The sequence below is a fragment of the Massilia haematophila genome, from assembly GCF_042647645.1.
GTDB classification, from domain to species: Bacteria; Pseudomonadota; Gammaproteobacteria; order Burkholderiales; family Burkholderiaceae_D; genus Telluria; species Telluria haematophila.
The window spans coordinates 2044796-2063824 of sequence record NZ_JBHRVV010000001.1 but is presented as its reverse complement, the minus strand read 5'-3'; the positions used below and the strand labels follow the sequence as shown (position 1 = coordinate 2063824).

Below are 19029 nucleotides of genomic sequence, written 5' to 3'. Positions count from 1 at the left end.
GCTTATCTTATTCTTCGCGCATAAACCATGAATGTTGTCGTCACAAGTGAAACGCTCGACCTTGTCGCCTTTGTCGGCGCCATTTTTGCCCTCGTCGCGCTCGGCTGTGTCGTGTACTGGGAAGTGCAGCGGCGGCAGCAACGGAGGCGTCAGATTGCACGCGCGGAATCCGCAGGCCGAAGAAGCAAGAAACGGGCGCGAGCCAAGAGGTAAACCAGGGCTCCGGATGCGACACCAATTCCAGGGCCCGTGGCCCGGAGCGCCACATTTACTATTTCAGCTTGAGAATTCGACGTGCACCCGTCAATACGATCACGCCGATGACAGTACCGACAATCAGGTCTGGATAGGGAGAGCCGGTCCAGGTGACGAGGGCTCCCGCAGCAATCACCCCGATGTTTGCAATAACATCGTTTGCAGAGAAGATGTAGCTTGCCTTCATGTGCGCCCCACGATCACGTTTCTTGGCGATCAGCACCAGGCAAGTCACGTTCGCGGCCAGTGCTACGGCGCCCACACCCATCATCAGTCCGGATTCCGGTTCGCTGCCGAAGAAGGCGCGGCGTACTACCTCGCTCAACGCACCCAGCGCGAGGACCATCTGCAGCCACCCTGCCAGGTGTGCCGCGCGCGTCTTCAGCGCTGCCGCCCGGCCGACGGCATAGAGAGCCAAGCCATACACGGCAGCGTCGGCAAACATGTCAAGGGAATCAGCTATCAGCCCAGTCGATTCGGCGATCAATCCCCACACCAGCTCTACCACGAACATGATGGCATTGATCACAAGAAGCAGCCGTAGCGTCTTCGCTTCCGACGCATCTCCGGCCTTGTCTGCCGCAAGATCCTCTTGGGATGAGTCCGGTTGGGATCCGAGCAGGTGCGCGCCCAGTTTCAGCGGCCCGAGCTTGGCCAAGATGGGAGCGACCTCTCCCGTATGCGCAACACGGAGCTGCCGTTGCGAGAGATCGAAGTTAAGGGATTGGATGCCACCGACGTCCGCCAGTGCCATGCGGATCATGTTCTCCTCCGAGGGGCAATCCATCTTCGGAATCCCGAGCGTACTCAGCATACGTCGGCTGCCGGCCTTTGGCTCGACAGGGCGCGAGCCGCGCAGCTCGACACCCAGGCGCAAGGGTTGCAGCACCTCGACAAGTTCATCTGCCTTGCCTTCGTGCAGCACAGTGACAGTACGGGTATTGAGGTCAAAAGTGATGTTGTCGATGTCGTCGAGTTTGCCCAAAGCCATCCGGATCAGATTTTCTTCCGACGGACAGTCCATTTTGGAAACAAACAATTCGGTTTCGAGGCGGGTCGTCGGATTGGTTTGATCTTGTGTCATTTCGCTGAGCCTTTTCGTCGCTGGATTCACCAAGGATAAACCTTCAAGCAGCTTCAACGTCAAGCGTGCTCCCGGGGCTGACTCTGCTTCAGCCAAGGAATCTACGAAACCTCATGTGGCGGCGTCAGGGCGTCAATGATCCGGCAATCGGCAGCTCGCCCGCCGCGGCATGAAGCCAGCAGGCGAGAAAGATGTTCCTTCAACAGGTTGAGGTCCCTGATCTTTTGCTCAACCTCCGCCAGATGTCGCTCGGTCAGCGTAGTCACGGCACAGCAGTCACCATCGCCCTGGTCGGAAAAGGCCAGCAGGCTTCGTACCTGATCGATCGTGAAACCGATCTCCCGTGCGCGGCGAACAAACGTCAGCCGGGCCACATCTTCGCTTCCGTAGAGCCGATAGTTGCTGCCCGAGCGGGATGGCGACTCGAGCAAGCCGATTTTTTCGTAATAGCGGATGGTAGCTGCAGGGGTCTGCGTTGCTTCGGACAGCTGACCTATCGTGAAAGTATGTGACATGTGCTTGACCTTGAAGTGGCTTTAAGGTTTATAAAGGTCATTTATTAATCCGTCAAGCCAATTCAATCATGCGCACCAAGATGAAGTGTTCTGTCATTGCTGCACTGCTGGTCATATTTGCCGCAGGACCGGCCTTGGCTGAAGGCACAGCGCTCACACTCGCTGAAGCCATCGCCAGGGCCCGGAACCAGGCGCCACAATTGCAGGGTGCCGATGCAGCATTGCGCGCGGCAGATGCCAATGTAGGGCTGTCCTCCCTTAGACCGAATCCGACACTGTCCGTCGAGGCCGAAAATGTACTGGGCTCGGGACGCTACGCCGGTTTTGGCGGGGGCGAGAAGACATTTTCGCTATCAATGCCACTGGAGTTGGGCGGCAAGCGGGGCGCGAGGGTGCGCGTGGCAGAAGCCGAGCGTGGCGCGGCACGAATCGGCAGGCAGGTCGCTCAAGCAGACCTGACCTTTCAGATTACCGAAGCCTTCGTTACCCTTGCCGCCAGCGAGAGGTACGTGGAGATCGCGAAAGCCAGCCATGCGCTGGCTGAGCGCGCCCACCATGCTGCCCGTGAGCGCGTACGCGTCGGCAAGGCGTCGCCTATTGAAGAGCAACGGGCCGATGTGCTGCGTATTAACGCAGAAGTTCGGCTGGACAAAGCAATACGCGCCACCCGGCTTGCCAGCGCAACGATTGCACGACTGACAGGCAGCACGACGCCGGTTGCGATTACATCGACCTGGTTCGAACGAACCGACGCAGCGGTGGTTGGGCAGCCGGCAGTCTCGAGCCTGGCGCTCGCCGCTGCCGAGGCCGAGCTGACGGCTGCGAACGCCCGCGTCGACGCGGCCAGGCGCGACCGGATCCCCGACGTGACGCTGACCGCCGGCATGCGTCGCTATGGCGAATCGTCCGAGAAGGCGGCTGTTCTTGCGCTGTCGGTCCCGCTGCCATTATTCAATCCGGGCACCGCCGCGATCGCACGCTCCCGGGCGGAATACGACCGCGCTTCCGCCGCGCGCCGCGCCGTTGCACTGGAATTCGAGCAATCCACCGCGCAAGCGGAAGCCGATGTAGCTGACGCACTGGCCGCTGCACGCGCCGCCACTGGCCCCGCGTTCGCAGCTGCGGAAGAAGCGGCGCGTATCGCGAGGATTGGCTATGCCGAGGGGAAATTCCCGCAACTCGAATTGATCGAAGCCGAACGCTCATTGGCCGCCACGCGCGAAAGCTCAGTCGACGCTCTCGCCGCACTACACACAGCCCGGGCACGTCTCGCCCGGCTACAAGGTTCCAACTCTCCAATTTATAAGGATTGACCATGCAAGCGGTATTTCGATCCGGCCTTTGCGCCGCGATGATCCTGTTGGGCGCATGTTCCCCCAAACAAGAGCCAGCTAATTCCAAAGAAGCCGCAGAGCAAAGCGAGAAAGCGTCGAGCGAAAAGGGCGAGAAGGAAGAGAAGGAAGAGAAGGAAGAAAAAGGTCGACCTGAACCCAAGGCCGGGGAAGGAGGCGAAGCTGCCGAGAAGGAAGGCGAGTCCGAGGCCAGGGAAGACTTCGTTACGCTGTCAGATCAGCAGATCCGGGCTGCAGGAATCGAGGTCATGCCGGTTCGCCAGTCCTTCGCTGGCGCGGTCGAGGCGCCGGCAGTGATCGCCGCGGACCCCAGGCATGCGGCCGTTGTTTCCAGTTCCGTCGGCGGCCGGGTAGTCGAGATCCGACGCAACCTTGGCGACCCGGTCGCGCGCGGGGATGTACTCGCCGTGATCGAGAGCCGGGACGTCGCCCAGCTCAGGGCCGATGTCGAAATCGCCAAGCGGCAGCACGAGCTGGCCCAGGCTACCTCCGCCCGCGAAGAACGTCTGTACGGCGAAAAAGTCACCTCACGTCAGGAATTCGAGATCGCGCGTAATGCTTCCCTGGAAACGCGAACCCGTCTGCGCCTGGCCGAGCAGCAGCTCGCTGCCGCAGGAGGAACAGGTGGGGGGCGGCTCAATCGCCTGATGCTGCGCTCGCCGATCAAAGGTAACGTCACGGCACGGCAAATCGCCCTGGGCGACATCGTAGCGCCGGACGCGCACCTTTTCGAAGTGGCCGACCTCAACGAACTCGCCGTCGAGCTTTCGTTGTCGCCGAACGATGCTGCCCGCGTCACCGTGGGCACCGCGATGGATGTGTCGACTGATGGCCGTACCGGCGCGGGTCGCATTACGCACGTATCGCGCGTGCTCGATCCTGCAACGCGCCAGGTGCGCGCGATCGCACGGCTGTCGAATGGCCAGGGAAACTGGCGCATCGGCGAAACCGTCACGGCATCGATTGCACTCGAGGGTGGTGCCGGCGGCGGCCAGCTGGCGATTCCGAGGACCGCGGTGCAAACCGTCGAGGACAAGCCGAGCGTGTTCGTCCGGGAAAAAGAAGGGTTCGCGATCAAGCACGTTGTCCTCGGCGGTAACGCGGCCGGCTACGTCAAGGTGGCGTCCGGCCTCGGAGGTGACGAACAGATTGCGGTCAGCAATACTTATCTGCTGAAGGCGGAGCATGGCAAGGGAGAGGCAGGGGACGATGACTGATTTCCTCGTTCAACGGCTCCTGAAGGATATCCAACCATGATTGCTCGCATCGTCAACTTTTCCGTTGCGCGGCGGTGGCACGTCCTCATTGCCACGATCCTGCTGTCGATCCTCGGCGCGTTTGCACTGACGCGCCTGCCGATCGACGCCGTACCGGACATTACCAACACGCAGGTGCAGATCAATGTCGTCGCACCGGCGCTCGCGCCGGCCGACGTCGAGCGGCAGGTCACCTATCCGATCGAAACGGCGTTCGCCGGCATACCCGGGCTGGAATCCACGCGCTCGCTGACCAGGCATGGATTTGCACAGGTAACGACGGTCTTCAAAGATGGCACGGATATCTATTTTGCGCGCCAGCAGATAGCGGAGCGGCTGCGCGCCGTCGAGCGCAGCTTGCCTCCCGGTGCGACCGCCAGCCTGGGCCCAATTGCGACCGGCCTCGGTGATGTCTACATGTGGACGGTGGAATACGCCGCCAAGCCGACTCCGAAAGCGAACTCGGCGACCGGATTGCAGGCCGATGGCAGCTATATCACCCCGGAAGGGGAAGTGCTGCGCAGCGCTGCCGAGAAGGCCACCTACCTGCGCACGGTGCAGGACTGGATCGTCGCACCGCAGCTCAAGAATACAGAAGGGCTGGCGGGCGTCGACGTCATCGGGGGCTACGTCAAGCAGTATGTGGTCACGCCGGATCCGCAACGACTTGCGGCCCTGGGAATCAGCCTGACGATGCTGGGCGAGGGGCTCGAGCGCAACAACACGAGCGCTGGCGCCGGCGTGGTCATCCAGAACGGAGAGGCTCTTACAGTCAAGGCCGACGCCCGCATCACGTCGGCCGAAGAACTGGCGAAAACCGTCATTACTACCCGCAGCGGCACGCCAGTGCTGGTTTCGCATGTCGCTACGGTCGGCCTGGGGCAGGAAGTGCGTTTCGGCTCGGCGTCCGAAGGCGGCCAGGAGGTCGTTGTCGGTACTGCCGTGATGCGCATCGGCGAGAACAGCCGGACGGTCGCCGCGGCCGTGGATGTCCGACTGAAGGAAATTGCACGATCCCTGCCGCCGGACTTGCTGATCCGGCCAGTGCTTGACCGCACCCGGCTGGTCGATGCCACCATCAAGACCGTGGCAACCAACCTCACCGAGGGCGCTCTTCTGGTGATCGCGGTGCTGTTCGCGCTTCTCGGAAACCTGCGGGCGGCGCTGATCGCCGCAGCCGTGATTCCGGTCACCATGCTGATGACCTCGGCAGGCATGCTCGAGGCAGGACTCTCGGCGAACCTGATGAGCCTGGGCGCGCTGGACTTCGGCCTGATTGTCGACGGCGCCGTGATCATCGTGGAGAACGCGCTGCGCCGCATCGCGGAACGCCAGCATCAGACCGGCAGGATACTCACCAAGGCGGAGCGTCTCGATACCGTCGCCGCCGCCGCGCGCGAGATGATCCGGCCAAGCGTCTATGGCCAGGCGATCATCATTCTCGTCTACGTCCCCCTGTTGACCTTCCAGGGGGTGGAAGGGCGGATGTTCGCACCGATGGCGGTAACGGTGATTCTGGCCCTGGTCTTCGCTTTCATCCTCTCGCTCACCTTTGTACCGGCTGCGATCGCGCTCTGGCTTTCGCGCCATGTCGATGAGAAGGAAAACAAGCTGGTCAAGGCCGCCTCGTCGTCCTACGCACCCTGGCTGGACCGTGCGCTCGCCAAGCCCAAGCTGGTCGGCGTGCTCGCGGCTGCCGGTTTCGCAGGCGCGCTCGGTCTGTTCACGACGCTTGGACAGGAATTTCTTCCGACACTAGACGAGCAGGACGTGCTGCTGCAGGTGGCCCGCATTCCGGGAACGTCCCTGGACCAGAGCCAAGCCATGCAGTTTGCCGTCGAGAACGCGGTCGGGAAGCTGCCCGAGGTAAAGCTGGTCTTTTCCAGAACGGGTACGGCTGAACTGGCCGCTGACCCGATGCCACCGAACATCACCGACACCTTTGTCATCGTTAAAGACCGTTCGGAATGGCCGGAACCCGGGATGAGCAAGGCCGAGCTCGTGGAGAAGATCGAGAAAGCGGTCGCAGGCATCCCTGGGCAGAATTACGAGCTGACCCAGCCCATCCAGATGCGCTTCAACGAGCTGCTGGCCGGCGTACGGGGTGACATCGCGGTCAAAGTCTATGGCGACGATTTCGACGCCATGATCCGCACCGCCGAGCAGGTCGCCGAAAAACTGCGTGCTGTCGAGGGCGCGGAAGACGTCCGTGTAGAGCAGGTGCAGGGCCTTCCGCTACTCGATGTCCGGCTGGATCGCGACGCCATGGCCCGGGTCGGGCTGACCGCCCAGGACGTGCACGACACCCTGGCGGCAGCGGTTGCGGGACGTGAGGCCGGGTCGATCTACGAGGGGGACAGGCGTTTCGACGTGGTGGTGAAACTCGGCGAGCAGACCAGGAACGATGTCGAGGCCTTGCGCCTGTTGCCTGTGCTGACGCCAGGCGGCAGCTTCGTTCCACTGGGATCGGTGGCCATGCTGGAGACGGCGAAGGGGCCGAACCAGATCAGCCGCGAGAACGGCAAGCGGCGCGTGGTCGTTCAAGCCAACGTGCGCGGACGTGACATCGCCGGCGTGGTCGGCGAGGCGCGGGCCAGTATCAATGCGGACGTACGGGTGCCCGCCGGCGTATGGCTCGCCTGGGGCGGGCAGTTCGAAAACCTCGAGCGTGCGCGGATGCGCCTGGCGGTTGTGGTACCGGCCTGCTTCGCGCTCATCGTCCTGTTGCTGTACTCGGCCGTCGGTTCCTGGCGCGCTGCCGCGGTCGTGTTCACGGGCGTGCCTCTCGCCCTGATCGGGGGAATCGCCGCACTCTGGCTGCGTGGTCTACCGTTTTCGATTTCGGCAGCCGTTGGATTCATCGCACTGTCGGGCGTCGCCGTCCTCAATGGACTGGTGATGGCTGGTTCGATCGACGACCTGGCGAAACAGCTTCCGTGGGCGCAGGCGGTGCGCGAAGGCGCGCTGCGACGCCTGCGCCCTGTCTTGATGACGGCACTGGTCGCGTCGCTGGGCTTCGTCCCCATGGCACTGGCAACCGGCGCAGGCGCCGAGGTACAGCGCCCGTTGGCCACTGTTGTCATCGGTGGCCTGATCTCCGCGACGATCCTGACGCTGTTCGTGCTGCCGACCCTGTACCAGCGATTCGCCCGGCCGCCCGAGGCCGTGGCGGAGGGAATCTAAGCAGGCCATCAGGGTAGGTACATTTGCGCGCACATTGGAAAGGCATATATGGAAAAGCAATATGACGTGGCGATCGTTGGTGCGGGGTCGGGAGGATATATCGCCGCCATCCGCGCCGGACAACTCGGCTTGCCCGTTGCCTGCATCGCGCACTTGGCCACGGCGACGCACAAGGATTTGTCAAGGTAGTGGCCGACGCCCAGTCGGACCTTGTGCTGGGCGTGCATATCGTCAGTTCGCTCGCGTCGGAAATGATCGGTGAAGCGGCAATGGCGCTCGAGTTTTCCGCGCCTTCAGAAGACATTGCCCGGATCTGCCATGCGCACCCGACTTTGTATGAAGCAACCAGAGAAGCAGAGCTCGCTGTGGACAAACGCGCGCTCAACCTCTGATCGTGAACTTTGAAGGAATTACATAGTGACCAAACCTTTGAAACCCCTCGCTGCCGTAGTGTTCGCCGGGTTGATCGCCACTGTTGACCTGGCCACCAAGGCTGCGATCGTGGAGCGGCTGGCCTACGGTCAGCAGATCGAGTTGTTACCGTCCTTGAACATCGTCCATGTGATCAACCAGGGTGCAGCCTTCGGGCTTCTCGCCACGGCCGGCGGATGGCAACGCTACCTGTTCATCGTGGTGGCCGTACTCGCGTCGATCCTGATCGTTCGGATGATCAGGAAACCGGAAACGGGCTCCGCCGAAAGGATCGGTCTGGCGATGATCCTTGGCGGAGCGGTCGGCAATCTGGTTGACCGAACCGCGCGGATGGGCGTGGTTGACTGGATCGACGTGTATGTCGGGGTGCATCACTGGCCAGCCTTCAACATCGCCGATATCGGCATCACGCTCGGCGCTGCGATCATCGTGTTGCACGCACTGTTTGGTGTCCGCGCGGCAGCTCCGGCCGCCGACAAGACCCGATAGTCTTCCGGCTGCTGCGGCCCGACCAGTGTGGTGCGCCGGCGCCGCGGCGACAGGTCTGAACAGGGCCATGATCCGGCGTCGACAGAACAAAGATAATCAGATCTACAACAAATCGAGACCCATGTTTTCGCTCGGCGCGCGTTGTAAAATTTACCATCCTCCAGTGTTCTCTTCTCTGACCAAACAGCCAACAACTCCATGAAGCGCATATTTCTGATTATATTGCTTGCGCTTTTGCCGTTACAGTCTGGCTGGGCGGCAGGATGGTGCGTGATTTCCGAAGACGCGTCGATCGCCGCAGCGGTATCCGACATAACCGATGCTGAAAATCCAATTAAATCCCCGTTCGACTCTGGTTGCAGCGCGGCTTGTGTTTCGGCATGCGACTTGCAGCCGTTTGACAGCGGGTTTTCGGTGCTCAAGTGGTCGGAGCTGTCGCGCTCTTTTCCCGCTAGTCTCAATCAACTGAATTACCAGTCTCCGATACTCGACGGCTTGATACGGCCAAAATAGATCTGATCATTCCAGCCGGCAAATAGAGCCTGCGCCTGGTGGTTAACTCCATCATTCGACAAATCAAGCCATCGTTTCGCCAAGCCGAAGCACAGTTGTGCGGGTCATGGACGAAACCCGTACCGTAGCAATTTGCTCTCCTCGGCGATTCAGGCGACCCGATGATGGCACGAAGCGACGTCGGGGCGGACTTGATTCGAGCAGCGAAACCAGGCATTCAAGATATTCGCCAGCTAAACCCATTGCGTGCATACATGCCTTGCTCACGACCATAGCGGCCCAGAACTGGTCATGTCGAGAGCGAGTGCGTTCAACAAGCCATACTTTTAAAAGGAACTTTCAATGAAGACTCATATTAATTCCGTATTCGCCGTACTCCTCGCATGCGTATTCGTGCCGTTTGGAGCCCAAGCCAACGCTGGACAGGTGCCTGCTGAGATCGCCACGGAAGCGAAGACAGGAAGGGAAGCACCGTTCGGATACTCCTCCAATACGGCGCCCGAACGCGTTATCACAGTAATGCCTGGCAAGCCCAGATCGATCCATGTCAAGCGACTCGAGACTGTCCTTATCGTGGACGGTCCAAGAAGCGTTACCTGGACGTTCGATACCCTCGGTGTACCGGTGATTCCGCTGGCGGACATCCTCCCCAACGCAACAAAGGTAAAGATTTATGTTGAGGAAAATCCGATGTACGCCAATTAAGCGCTGCTCTCGGTGATCTTACAGATCACCATTTCTCGTTCGATGCCGTACGCGGCATCGAACCTGGAGAATATCCTTCTTTTTTCTGAGCAGGACACATGCCGCTACTTTGGTCGGGCTTCCTTCGCTTCCGAGAGGATTTCATATCCTCCTTTTGCAGCAATAAACGAAACCACTGTTCCAAGCAGCAGGTCGGGAATGTTAGATTTTGTCCACATCACCAACGCGCCCGATACCACGATCGCCCCATTTACGATTGAATCGTTATTCGTGAAAATAGCGGACGCTTTGAAGTTGACGTCCTGGCCGCGATGCTGCTTCAAGAGCCGGATGCAATAAATGCTAAGAAACGCATTTGCAGCGGCCATCCCCATCATGGCAGGTCCCAACGGAGCTTCACCGCCGAGGAAGCGACGGACAACCTCTATCAGCAACAGACAGGCAAATCCAATGAGGAGCCATCCGGACAATTGGGCTGCACGCGTCTTGATCGCGTCGGACCTGCCGACAGCGTACAGACTCACACCGTAGACGGCGGCATCCCCCAAGTTATCGAGGCCAGCGCCGATCACCGCGGTTGATGATGCCCAGGTGCCCCCACAACGCCGGCCAGGCACTGCCCCAGATTGATCAGTAAGACCTTCCATCGGATGCTGCGATCACGCTCGTTAGCAGCGTCCAGGCTTGGTTCGTCAGGGCTATCGTTCTTACTGTCCTTCATTTGCCCTCCGTAAGATATCAGAGGGAAGCACGCGTGGTCAGGCATCGTCAGGGCCAGGCGCTGCCGGCTGGATTAGAACAAGGACAGAATGGCCCATTCTACAGCGAACGCTCACCATTCTTGCCGCATGGGGTTATGGCTTTTTGCGGGAATGCTTCAGCACCTGCACGACTTTCGGCAATGCCCCATTTTCACATGTGGGCGGGGATATCTCGACCTTATCGTCAAGCTGGACCTCGATTGAGTCTGGTACTAATACGCTTACATATCTGTATGACCGGAGGTGAGGGGTTGTAATCAGCGCGTATCGATGGCTGGCAATCTCCGTGTCGCTGAGATTTGCCAAGCAGGCTGGGCGATTCGCGGTTAGCCTCTCTGCCGTATAAAGTTCGGTAACCCAGCCGGTTTTGCTGTTCGGCCCTAACCTTGGGTCGGCACAGCCGCCCAAGAGAACGAGCGCAGCAAATGGAACACTAAAGATTGTCTTGCTGATCATGATTGCTCCTTGTCAAGCTGACTATCTGCGGGCTTTTACCAAGTTGAATCCAAAACCAAGGCCAGCTGCGAGAAGCAGGGCCAGCTGCGCTGCATAAGTCTGTATCGTCGGGTAGAGGCCGAGAACCGGCATGCGCGGTCCCGTGACGGGTGTGGCCGTCAGCCATCCGGCTTCCTGCAGCCCTGCGATCCCTTTTCCGACCAGGACAACCGCCAGGGCAGCCACCAGCACGGAGCTGAACGAGAAGAATTTACCGATCGGCATGCGTGCACTGGTACGCAGGAAAATCACAGCAATCACCGACAGCAGGACCAGGCCCGTAACGAATCCTGTCAATAGTGCAGGGCCGTTGCCGTCGGCCGCGAGCGCCGAGTAGAACAGGACTGTTTCAAAGACTTCCCGGTACACCGCGATGAAGGCGAGGGCAAACAATGCCCATGCGGAGCGTTTTTCCATCGCTGCAGTCAGATGCTGCCTGAGATAGGCCTGCCACTGTCCGGCCTGGCCTTTCTGGTGCATCCATAGCCCAACCGACAGCAATACCGCCGCGGCGAAGAGCGAAGACAGGCCTTCGGTCACTTCGCGGCTTGCGCCACTGATGCTGACCACATAGGTGGCGACCAGCCATGTCAAGGCGCCGGCGGCCAGCGCCGAAACCCAGCCGGCGTGCACGTAGCGCAACGCCTGAGGACGCTCCGCTTTGCGCAGGAACGCGACCATCGCGATCACGATCAACAGCGCTTCGACACCTTCACGCAGGAGAATGGTCAGCGCGCCCACGAACACCGTCGTCGCGTCGGTCTTGTTCGCGCCGGTAAGGTCCTCGACACGTACGAAATACGCGTCCAGTTGCTGGGCGTATTCGGTCGCACGCGATACGTTGCCTTGTGCGACCGCGCCTCGATATAGCTGCATGGTTCGTTCCACGTCGACCAAAAGCTGGCGGTCGGTCGCGTCGAGCGTTGCCTCGAGTGGCTCGAAGCCGTCCAGGTAGGCCGATAAAGCGAGCTCGGTGGCCTTCGCCCGCTGATTGTTCTCTAAGGCATTCAGGCTGTCTTGCAGCAGCTTGCGCGCAAGGGCGATGCCCGTGCGTTCCTGCTGCGCCCGTACCGTTTCGGGATGGGTGCGGGCGTACGCCAGAATCGTTCGCGCGGTTGCCGGCGACGTTGCTTTTGCCAGCTCTTCTTCGGTTGCCGTCACCAGCGTGTTCATGTCGGAAATCGTGGCGGACGCGGCTTTGTTCTGTGCGAATGCAGACTCTCCAGCTGCGATATCCGTGTCCTTGAACGCCAGGGTGCCGACATGAAACGCCAGAGACCAACGGTCATGCTCGGACAAGCTTGCAAAGGCCGGCATCGAGGTGCCTTCAACACCCTGGCTGATCACCTGGTACAGGGCCATGAGTGACCGGGAACGGGCTCTTTCCTCATCCGTAAACGCGATCGGCTTGGGTTCGAGCTTGGCTGCGAGAGCCCCATCGCCGGCGCCGGTCGCGCCGTGGCATGAAGCGCATTGCGCCTGATACAGCGCCGCACCGCGGGCCAGATCGGGCATGGCGCGCGGCGCAACAGGGAAAGGGTAGGCCTGCAGCAGCAACCGGTTTGCCTCCCGCGCAAGCTGGGAAACCTGTTGCGGCGAGTCTTTCCGTTCGACCGCCTGCTTCAGTCTCGAGGCGGCAGCTGCCAGCTCTGCGTGCAAGGGATGCGGAGGCAATGCCTGCACCTGGTTCTGTGCCCGCGTCGAGAACTCCCGCATTTCGCGATATTCAAGTTCGCTGATAATCGCGCCGTTCTGGACGGCGCCAGCGTAGTCTACGGCGACATAGTCGAGCAACTGCCAGAGCTGGCGGACTTCTGCTTCTCGCGATGTGGGATTTGCGTGGGTCGCGCCGATCACGCAACCAAAGAACACGACGAGGGCTATCAGCCGACGCCAAATGGAGTACTTCATATCAGGGCACTTGTCTTCATGTACGAGAGCCTGACATTTAACACCTTCTAGCTACTTGAAGGTCAAGCGCATTATCCCTGCTGTCGCTGCCTGGGGCGGAAAGATCGGACTAACCAATGGTGCCAGGTCTTCCTGGCTCGTCGCAGGCTTCAGAAGTGCCGAGCGCATGCAGGATCTCGCATGGGCCCGTGCTGTCGGTGGCGACGCAGCGGCTCCGGAGGTCCCTGAGCTGCGTCTCCAATATCGACAGGTTTGCTATACGGTCGACGATGTGCCCGATGTGTTTGTCGAGGAGCGCGTTGACGTCCTGGCAGTTTTGTCCGGGGGCGTCGCGAAAATCGAGCAGCGTACGGATCTCATCGAGTGTCATGTCCAGGGCGCGGCAGTGCCGGATGAATAGCAAGCGCTCGGCATGAAGCTCGTTATAGGCCCGATAATTGTTCGACGACCGGTCGGGCGGGGCAAGCAGGCCAATCCGCTCATAGTAGCGGACGGTTTCAACCAGGCAGCCTGAGCGTTCTGCCAATTCTCCAATTTTCAAGAAAAATCCCGGTATGTTGGTTTAGTGCTTGACCCTGTACCCGCTACAGGGTGTTCAATGCAAACTATACACAGTTCTCAAGGAGTCGTCATGTCGGAATGCCAGGCCAAGTCATGCTGCGCGAAGTCTGCGCCAATCGAGACCACGGGTACCTCGCCTTTAGCCCAGGACCGTTCGCTGCTCATTCGCATCGATCAGATGGACTGCCCGACGGAAGAAGGACTGCTGCGGCAAGCGCTTGGGCGTATTGAAGGCGTCGGAAGGCTGGAGTTCAATCTTGTCCAACGCAGGTTGCGGGTGGAGCACAGCCTCGGCGACCCACAGCCGATCCTCGCGGCGGTGCGTGCGGTCGGCATGGACCCGGTGGTGGAACAAGCCGGTGACCAAAGCGGGGCAGCGGCCGGTACCGTCTTCCGGATCGAAAACATGGATTGCCCCACCGAGGAGGCGCTCATCCGTAGCAAGCTGTCCGGCCTGCCGCAAGTTGAACAGCTCGACTTCAATCTCGTCCAGCGCCGTTTGAGCGTCAGACACAGCGGGCCAGCAACGGCGGTCCAGGATGCACTGACGTCCATCGGCATGCAGGCGGTGCTCGTTGCGGCTGGACAAGGACGAGCCGAGGCGGTGCCATCCACTTCCCGAAAGCGGCAGTATGCGACGCTTGCACTTGGGTTGGCCGCGGCGGTAGGTGCCGAGGTCATTGCATGGACGACGGGCGATGAGAACTGGTGGCCAGTCATGCTGCTATCGCTGATCGCGATTGCGACGACGGGCCTGGGGGTGTACAAGAAAGGCTGGATCGCGCTCAAGAACCGCAATCTCAATATCAATGCCCTGATGTCGATCGCGGTGACGGGTGCCGTGCTGATCGGCCAGTGGCCGGAAGCGGCGATGGTGATGGTGCTGTTCGCGATTGCCGAGATGATAGAGGCGCGTTCGCTCGACCGGGCAAGAAACGCCATCCAGGGCCTGATGGCATTGACGCCCGAGCGGGTCAGCGTGCGCCTGGACGACGGTAGCTGGGACGAACAGGACGCCACCACAGTCGCGATCGGCGCCTTGGCCCGTGTCGCGCCCGGCGAGCGGATTGCCCTGGACGGGGAAGTGACCTCTGGCCAGTCTTCCGTCAACCAGGCGCCGATTACGGGCGAGAGCATGCCGATACCAAAAACGGTCGGCGACAAGGTGTTCGCCGGCACGATCAACGAAACCGGGTCTTTCGAATACCGCGTCACCGCGGGTCACAGCAACTCGACCCTGTCGCGCATCATCCGCGCGGTCGAGGACGCGCAGGGCAGCCGTGCCCCGACCCAGCGTTTCGTCGACCGGTTCTCCAGCATCTACACCCCTATCGTATTCGCCATCGCGCTTGCAGTTGCTCTCGTGCCGCCGCTCGTGCTGGGCGCCGAATGGATGCCCTGGATCTACAAGGCACTCGTGCTGCTCGTGATTGCCTGCCCCTGCGCCCTGGTGATCTCGACTCCGGTGACTGTGGTGAGCGGCCTGGCTGCCGCAGCACGCGCCGGCATCCTTATCAAGGGCGGCGTCTACCTGGAGCAGGGCGGCAAACTGCGCTCGCTCGCGCTCGACAAGACCGGTACGATCACCCAGGGCAAACCCGAGGTGACGGACGTGTTACCCCTGCAAGGCAATGCACAGACTCATCTGCAGCTTGCGGCCGCGCTCGCGGACCGGTCCGACCATCCGGTATCGACCGCAGTTAGCCGCCACTGGAAAAACTCCGGCCAGGGACTCCCCCTGGCTTCCGTGACCGAGTTCGAGGCGCTAACCGGCCGAGGCACAAAAGGGCGGATTGACGGGAAGTGGTACTACCTTGGCAATCACCGCCTGGTCGAAGAGCTCGGCATCTGCAGCGCCGCGACGGAAAGCGTCCTGTCGAAGCTGGAGGGTGAAGGCAAGACGGCGGTTGTCCTGTGCGATGAAACGTCGCCACTGCTGGTGATCGGGGTGGCCGATACCATCCGTGAAACCAGTCGCGAAGCGCTGGCCCAGCTTCATCAGTTGGGAATCCGGACGGTCATGCTCACCGGCGACAATGCGGTGACGGCCGCGGCGATCGCAAGGCAGGTCGGCATCGACGACGCCCGGGGGAACATGCTGCCCGAGGACAAGCTCGCTGCCATCAATGACGAGATCGCGCGATTCGGCACTGTCGGCATGGTAGGGGACGGTATTAACGATGCGCCGGCGCTGGCCAAGGCCGATATCGGGTTTGCAATGGGCGCCGCGGGCACGGACACCGCCATCGAAACGGCCGACGTCGCGCTGATGGACGACGACCTGCGCAAGATTCCTCAATTCATCCGCCTGAGCAGGCAGGCCGCCGCCATCCTGAAGCAGAATATTGTCGCAGCCCTGACGATCAAGGCAGTGTTCCTGGTCCTGGCGATCGCCGGTTCGGCCACCCTGTGGATGGCCGTGTTTGCGGACATGGGCGCAAGCTTGCTCGTTGTATTCAACGGGCTTCGGCTGCTTAAGGTACGGGAAGCACGCAGCCAGGTCAGCGGTCAGGCAGGCGCCGGCTCCCCAAGGCGGACGTTGCGAGCCGGCTGAGCTACACCAATGCGATAACGATATGGATGACAATGATGGGGGAGGGCAACAACATGCGCTCCTCACCCATCAACATAGTCCCACGTTACACCTCGGTCAGGGCTGCGAATCAGGTGGCCGTTCATTGCCCCGTACAGCTTTCCGGAAGGCGTGCTCACCAGCGCGGTAATCAATGCTACGGGAGACGCCATCCGGATCCAGTCATCGCCCCCGTCAGGACTGATAATCAATCCTTCGCGCCCGGCAGTGTAGACGCGCTCCCGCCAGTCGACATCGGTGGCCACGACGCGCAGATCGGTCGCAAGCCGGCCTGCGTTATGCCATCCGCAGAAACAGTCCATGGTGCGACGCACACCCTGACGCGTAGCGGCAAATAGCCAGCCGGTTCCGATTCCACTCGGCATGCTCGAATGTACGAGTTGTACGACCGTTTCGCGGGGGCCGCGATCCACGAGATGCCAGCTTGCGCCGGCATTTTGACTGCGGAAAATACCTTTGCCGGCAATGTATGCAAAGACGGTACGCGCCAGACCGGAATGTGCGTCAAGCGTGACAACGGTAGTAGCAGGCAGGCCCCTATTGCGCGACGCCCAGGTTCGCCCACCATCCTGGCTACGCCAAACGCCTGAGCCTGCAACGGAGACATAGATCGTTTTGGCGCTACCTGCGGAGATCGACACTGCCGCAATGTCACCTTTTGCGGTGACCGGAAATGCCACCGGAATCCAGGTTCGCCCCTCGTCCCGGCTGCGAGCAAGCGATGTTGCCGTCGCTTTCCAAAGCGTGTGACTGGCGTCGTCGAACTCAAGTGACACGATCGTTGCTAGCCTCGTGCGTAGCCCGGTCGGTTCAGCCGCGTTCGACAACCGTGCTAGCTGAACAGAGATGAACACTAGGCCCAACAGCGACAAAAAACGTGCGTTTTTCTGTCCGGTAGTCATGGTGACTTGTTCTCGGCCGAGTCACTGCGGTTGTATGGCCCAAGCTTTGCTAGATACCTCAGCAAAAGTCTCCGGCCAGCCAGTGTGGCGGGTTAGCCCAGGGATAAGGGGCACGCCGCGCCGCCGCTCTCGTAGGGAACAGGATAGCAGTTCCGCGAGCTACACGTGCCTTGCAGGGATGGTTCTATAAAGATCGAACCAACTCAGCCTGTGAGCCCATCCTGTTGGGCATAATTCGATGGTTGCAGGGCCCGCTCCACCAGCTCGATCAGGATATGAATGACCTTGATATGGAGTTCCTGCACCCGATCAGCGTAGCGTCCGGCGCTCGTGCAGATGCAGACATCCGCACATTGCTCGAGTTGCGATCCCGACCGTCCAGTCAGCCCGACTACCCTCATACCCTTGGCGCGGGCTGCTTGCGCAGCAAGGACAACGGAAGGACTACTCCCGCTCGTGCTGATTGCGAACAGGACGTCGCCAGGGCCACCGTTGCCCTCGACGAAGCGGGCGAAGACCTGGTCGTAGCCATAGTCGTTGGCGACGCAGGTGATGTAGCTCGGGTCGCTGATGGCCACTGCCGCCATCGCGGGTCGATTCTCGCGGAACCGTCCTGACAACTCTTCGGCCAGGTGCATCGCGTCGCACATCGAGCCGCCGTTTCCACACGAGATGACACGCCGCCCACCACGTAGCGAGTCGATGAGGAGGGCGGCCCCTGCCTCGATATTTGCGAGCTGGGTGGCGTCGTTGATCAGGTGATCGAGCGCTTCGCGCGCCTCGACGAGGTTTGCCCTGATATGGTCGATCATCGCTCTTCTCCTTCATGCTCATGGTGGCCGGCGTGCTCCGTATGCTCGGCATGGTCGTGACCTGCTGCCGGACCGAAGCTGTGCTCATCGATTGCCTGCTCGCACGGCGTCGTCTCGATCTGGATGGTGCTGTGATGGATGTCGTACTTGTTCGCGACAAGCTGGCGGACGGCGAGCAACAGGACCTGTGGATCGGCGACGTCGGCACGCTGGACCACATGTACCGTCAGGCTGGCTTTGCCGCTTGTAATCGACCACACATGCAGGTCGTGCACGCTCGCCACGCCCGGTACGCCGGCGATCGCTTGCTTGACTTCGTCGATGCCGAGCCCCTCGGGAACGCCCTCGAGCAGCACGTTCATGCTCGCCTTGAGCAGCGTCCAGGTGCGCGGCAATACCCAGAGGCCGATGGCAACGGCGATGGCCGAGTCGACCCAGGCCCAGCCGGTGTACCGGATCACGAGGGCGCCGATGATGACGCCGATCGAACCGAGCATGTCGCTCCATACTTCAAGGTAGGCGCCCTTGATGTTCAGGCTGCTATCTTTGCCGCTGGAGAGCAGCCGCATGCTGATGAGGTTGACGACGAGGCCGAACGCAGCCACTAGCAGCATCGTCCCCGATTCGATTTCCGGCGGGTTGTTCAGGCGCTGGTACGCTTCGTACAGGATGTACATCGCCACCAGGAGCAGCAGGATGGCATTGAGGGCGGCGGCGAGGATTTCGAAGCGGTAGTACCCGAAGGTGCGCTCGCTGTCTGCCGGACGCTTGCCGATGCGGATCGCGGCAAGCGAGATCGCCAGCGCTGCACTGTCGGTGAACATGTGCGCAGCATCCGAGATCAGTGCAAGGCTGTTGGTGAGGATGCCCCCGATAATTTCAGCGGTCAGAAATGCCGTGGTGAGGATGAGCGCAATCCAGAGAGGTCGTTCGTTCTGGCCTGGCTGTGCTGCATGAGAATGTCCTGAACCCATCGTTTTCCCCTTGTGTGTGATTATGATTGTGCTGCCTGCCGGGCGCGCATTACTTTCGCTTTGCCTTCGGTCTTGAACCCTTGCGCGGTTTCGTCCTTGCGGAATTGTTTCGATCCTTGTACTTGAGCCAACCGAAGAACAGCATAATCACGCCGAACAAAACCAGGCCTCCGATTCCGATCACTTCGAACAGGTAATCATGTGCTGCCTCAGCCGGCTGTTGTTGTAGTTTCATT

At 60.8% G+C, this 19029-nt stretch carries 14 protein-coding genes and 2 pseudogenes; 7 read left to right on the top strand and 9 right to left on the bottom strand.

The genetic code is table 11. The annotated features are described in order from the left end of the window. Positions 1 to 271: 271 nt before the first annotated feature. The gene (locus ACFOPH_RS09145) at positions 272 to 1339 is read right to left on the bottom strand and encodes a cation transporter (RefSeq protein ID WP_147935970.1); all 1068 of its coding nucleotides are present in this window, start codon (positions 1337 to 1339) and stop codon (positions 272 to 274) included. 101 nt (positions 1340 to 1440) lie between these two features. Further along, a complete protein-coding gene (locus tag ACFOPH_RS09140; protein ID WP_147935921.1) occupies positions 1441 to 1854 on the bottom strand; it encodes a MerR family transcriptional regulator in 414 nt (137 codons plus the stop codon). Between the two features lie 68 nt (positions 1855 to 1922). Here ACFOPH_RS09140 and ACFOPH_RS09135 point away from each other — a divergent pair, with 68 nt between their 5' ends. From ACFOPH_RS09135 to ACFOPH_RS09110, 6 genes and pseudogenes are all read left to right on the top strand, one after another. After that, positions 1923 to 3167 (top strand): TolC family protein, encoded by a 1245-nt coding sequence (locus tag ACFOPH_RS09135; protein WP_222706936.1) that lies wholly within the window; start codon positions 1923 to 1925, stop codon positions 3165 to 3167. 2 nt (positions 3168 to 3169) lie between these two features. After that, the gene (locus tag ACFOPH_RS09130) at positions 3170 to 4423 is read left to right on the top strand and encodes an efflux RND transporter periplasmic adaptor subunit (RefSeq protein ID WP_379734858.1); all 1254 of its coding nucleotides are present in this window, start codon (positions 3170 to 3172) and stop codon (positions 4421 to 4423) included. Positions 4424 to 4459: 36 nt separating this feature from the next. Continuing rightward, on the top strand, positions 4460 to 7645 hold the full coding sequence (locus ACFOPH_RS09125; RefSeq protein WP_147935923.1) for an efflux RND transporter permease subunit: 3186 nt from the start codon (positions 4460 to 4462) through the stop codon (positions 7643 to 7645). Positions 7646 to 7791: 146 nt separating this feature from the next. Beyond that, positions 7792 to 8037, top strand: a pseudogene (locus ACFOPH_RS09120) (dihydrolipoyl dehydrogenase); the annotation flags it as partial. A 25-nt stretch (positions 8038 to 8062) separates the two neighbouring features. After that, positions 8063 to 8566 (top strand): signal peptidase II, encoded by a 504-nt coding sequence (gene lspA / locus ACFOPH_RS09115; protein ID WP_222706937.1) that lies wholly within the window; start codon positions 8063 to 8065, stop codon positions 8564 to 8566. Between the two features lie 855 nt (positions 8567 to 9421). Continuing rightward, entirely contained in the window at positions 9422 to 9784 is a 363-nt protein-coding gene (locus ACFOPH_RS09110) for a CzcE family metal-binding protein (protein ID WP_147935926.1), read from the top strand. Positions 9785 to 9888: 104 nt separating this feature from the next. Here the strand turns inward: ACFOPH_RS09110 and ACFOPH_RS09105 are convergent. From ACFOPH_RS09105 to cadR, 3 genes and pseudogenes are all read right to left on the bottom strand, one after another. Continuing rightward, positions 9889 to 10505, bottom strand: a pseudogene (locus ACFOPH_RS09105) (cation transporter). Positions 10506 to 11022: 517 nt separating this feature from the next. Next, positions 11023 to 12951, bottom strand: a complete 1929-nt coding sequence (locus tag ACFOPH_RS09100) for a cytochrome c/FTR1 family iron permease (protein WP_147935927.1) — start codon at positions 12949 to 12951, stop codon at positions 11023 to 11025. A 109-nt stretch (positions 12952 to 13060) separates the two neighbouring features. Beyond that, positions 13061 to 13492: a Cd(II)/Pb(II)-responsive transcriptional regulator gene (gene cadR, locus ACFOPH_RS09095; RefSeq protein ID WP_147935928.1), complete on the bottom strand. Its 432-nt coding sequence runs from the start codon at positions 13490 to 13492 to the stop codon at positions 13061 to 13063. Positions 13493 to 13582: 90 nt separating this feature from the next. Here cadR and ACFOPH_RS09090 point away from each other — a divergent pair, with 90 nt between their 5' ends. Beyond that, on the top strand, positions 13583 to 16066 hold the full coding sequence (locus ACFOPH_RS09090; protein ID WP_147935929.1) for a heavy metal translocating P-type ATPase: 2484 nt from the start codon (positions 13583 to 13585) through the stop codon (positions 16064 to 16066). A gap of 62 nt (positions 16067 to 16128) precedes the next feature. Here the strand turns inward: ACFOPH_RS09090 and ACFOPH_RS09085 are convergent, their stop codons facing one another. From ACFOPH_RS09085 to ACFOPH_RS09070, 4 genes are all read right to left on the bottom strand, one after another. Next, positions 16129 to 17007, bottom strand: coding sequence for a WD40/YVTN/BNR-like repeat-containing protein (locus ACFOPH_RS09085; RefSeq protein ID WP_312547261.1), 879 nt, complete (start codon positions 17005 to 17007; stop codon positions 16129 to 16131). A 203-nt stretch (positions 17008 to 17210) separates the two neighbouring features. Then, the gene (locus ACFOPH_RS09080; protein ID WP_147935931.1) at positions 17211 to 17819 is read right to left on the bottom strand and encodes an SIS domain-containing protein; all 609 of its coding nucleotides are present in this window, start codon (positions 17817 to 17819) and stop codon (positions 17211 to 17213) included. After that, positions 17816 to 18793, bottom strand: a complete 978-nt coding sequence (locus ACFOPH_RS09075) for a cation diffusion facilitator family transporter (protein ID WP_312547259.1) — start codon at positions 18791 to 18793, stop codon at positions 17816 to 17818. The genes ACFOPH_RS09080 and ACFOPH_RS09075 overlap by 4 nt, the downstream gene beginning before the upstream one ends. Before the next feature lie 49 nt (positions 18794 to 18842). Further along, a complete protein-coding gene (locus tag ACFOPH_RS09070; protein WP_147935933.1) occupies positions 18843 to 19028 on the bottom strand; it encodes a hypothetical protein in 186 nt (61 codons plus the stop codon). Position 19029: the final 1 nt, after the last annotated feature.